The 2,656-nt window shown below is 64.3% G+C and carries 2 protein-coding genes and 1 pseudogene; all 3 read left to right on the forward strand.

From position 1 onward, the window contains the following. Positions 1 to 541 (forward strand): UDP-galactopyranose mutase (locus tag WAN02_RS29345; RefSeq protein WP_422268901.1); only part of this gene is annotated, 541 nt, incomplete at its 5' end. Next, entirely contained in the window at positions 538 to 2,499 is a 1,962-nt protein-coding gene (locus WAN02_RS29350; RefSeq protein WP_422268902.1) for a glycosyltransferase, read from the forward strand. The genes WAN02_RS29345 and WAN02_RS29350, both read left to right, overlap by 4 nt. Next, positions 2,480 to 2,656 (forward strand): annotated as a pseudogene (locus tag WAN02_RS29355) (phosphatase PAP2 family protein); the annotation flags it as partial. The gene WAN02_RS29350 and the pseudogene WAN02_RS29355, both read left to right, overlap by 20 nt.

The following is a 2,656-nucleotide window of genomic DNA, read 5'->3' on the forward strand; positions in this document are numbered from 1 at the left end:
GTTCGACGTCCGCGACGAACTACGCGCAGCCAGCCCGGACGCTCCGGTGGTCTACACCGGTCCGTTGGACCGTTACTTCGACTATGCGGATGGCCACCTGGGCTGGCGCACTTTGGATTTCGAGCTCGACGTGTTGCCAACAGGCGATTTCCAGGGCACCCCGGTGATGAACTACAACGACGCCGACGTGCCCTACACCCGCATCCACGAGTTCCGCCATTTCCACCCGGAGCGGGATTACCCCGCCGACAAGACGGTGATCATGCGGGAGTACTCCCGGTTCGCCGAGCAGGACGACGAGCCGTACTACCCGATCAACACCGAGTCCGACCGCGCGGTGCTGGCCGCGTACCGTAACCGGGCTGCGAGCGAAACCGCTTCGGCCAAGGTACTTTTCGGGGGACGGTTGGGTACCTACCAGTATCTCGACATGCACATGGCGATCGCCAGCGCATTGAATATGTACGACAACGTCCTGGCGCCGCACCTGCGTGACGGTGCGCCGCTGGACGAGAACAGCAGAGGAAGCACCCGGGGATGAGTAAGACCACGGTCGACGACGAAAACCGTGCCGCGACCCAGCAATCCGGTAAGGCGGTGAGTCTGCTGGCGCGCGTCATCTTGCCGCGTCCGGGCGAGCCGCTCGACGTACGCAAGCTGTACCTGGAGGAGTCGGCCACCAATGCCCGGCGTGCGCATGCGACGGACCGCACGTCGCTGCAGATCGCTGCCGAGTCCGAGGTGTCGTTCGCCACCTACTTCAACGCGTTCCCGGCCAGCTACTGGCGGCGCTGGACGACGTGCACGTCAGTGGTGCTGCGTACCGAGCTCACCGGCAAGGGACGTGTCGACGTCTACCGCACCAAGGCCACCGGAGCCCGGATCTTCGTCGACGGTCATAATTTCGCCGCGACGAGCAGCGTGCCGGAGATCCTGGAATTCCAGATCAGCCTCGATCCGTTCGAGGACGGTGGATGGATCTGGTTCGACGTCACCACCGACACCGACGTGGAATTGCGCAGTGCCGGTTGGTATTCGGACCAGCCCGCGCCAGGAGTCGCGAACGTCGCGGTCGGGATTCCGACCTTCAACCGACCCAACGACTGCGTCAACGCCCTGCGTGAACTCACCGCAGATCCGTTGGTGGACAAGGTGATCGGCGCAGTAATCGTGCCCGATCAGGGGACGTCCAAAGTCCGCGATCACCCCGACTTCGCCGCTGCGGCTGAGGCGCTGGGCGATCGGCTGTCGATCCACGACCAGCCCAACCTCGGCGGCTCCGGCGGATACAGCCGGGTGATGTACGAAGCGCTGAAAAACACCGACTGCCAGCAGATCCTGTTCATGGACGACGACATCGAGCTGCAGTCGGACACCGTTCTGCGGATCTTGGCCATGCACCGCTTCGCCAAGGCGCCGATGCTGGTCGGCGGCCAGATGCTCAATCTGCAGGAGCCGTCGCACCTGCACATCATGGGCGAGATGGTCGACCGGGCGAACTTCATGTGGACCGCGGCGCCGTTCACCGAATACGACCACGATTTCGCCGAATACCCGTTGAGCGACAACAACCCTCGCAGCCAGCTGCTGCACCGGCGCATCGACGTCGACTACAACGGTTGGTGGACCTGCATGATCCCGCGTCACGTGGCCGAGGAGCTCGGTCAGCCATTGCCGCTGTTCATCAAATGGGACGACGCCGATTACGGGCTGCGCGCCGCCGAGCACGGCTATCCGACTGCGACGCTGCCGGGCGCTGCGATCTGGCACATGGCGTGGAGCGACAAAGACGACGCCATCGATTGGCAGGCCTATTTCCATCTGCGCAACCGGCTGGTGGTGGCGGCCATGCACTGGGACGGTGACGTACGGGGGCTGGTCCGTAGCCACCTCAAGGCGACGCTCAAACACCTTTCTTGCCTTGAGTATTCGACGGTCGCCATCCAGAACAAGGCGATCGACGACTTCCTCGCCGGTCCCGAGCACATCTTCTCGATCCTGGAATCCGCTCTGCCAGAGGTACATAAGATGCGCAAGCAGTACCCGGATGCGGTGGTGTTGCCGTCGTCCGACGAGTTGCCGGCGCCGTCGCAGCGGAACTACGAAATGAAGCCCCCGGTGAATCCGCTGGCCATCGGCTACCGGCTGATTCGTGGAGTGCTGCACCAGCTCAAAGCGGCTGAGCCGGACCATCATCAGCGCCCGCAACTCAACGTGCCGACCCAGGACGCCCGGTGGTTCCGGTTGTCCACCCTCGACGGTGCCACCGTCACCACGGCCGACGGCCGCGGCGCCGTATACCGGCAGCGTGACCGGGACAAGATGTTCGCGCTGTTGTGGCAGTCATTGCGCCGCCAACGGCAGCTGCTGCGCCGCTTCGATGAGATGCGCCGCGCCTACCGCGATGCGTTACCGGTGCTGTCCAGCAAGGAGAAATGGGAGACGGTGTTGTTGCCGGCCCACAACAACGTGTCGGGCAATGGCCGACATCACGGCTGAAACCGCTTCGCCGAGCGGCGAAGTGGCCGTACTCGTCGCCGTGCAGTCGGCGTTGGCGGATCGCCCCGGCGCGCTGGCGGTGGCCCGAGCCATGTCTTATTTCGGCGAGCACAGCCTCGGTTGGCTGGCGGTGTCGGCGATCGGTGCGATCCTGCAG

This window comes from Mycobacterium sp., assembly GCF_049281135.1.
Lineage (GTDB): Bacteria > Actinomycetota > Actinomycetes > Mycobacteriales > Mycobacteriaceae > Mycobacterium.

What these genes read in the sequence shown, in the direction of transcription:
- WAN02_RS29350 (WP_422268902.1), top strand. Translation starts at nt 538, where the DNA reads ATGAGTAAGACCACGGTCGACGACGAAAACCGTGCCGCGACCCAGCAA.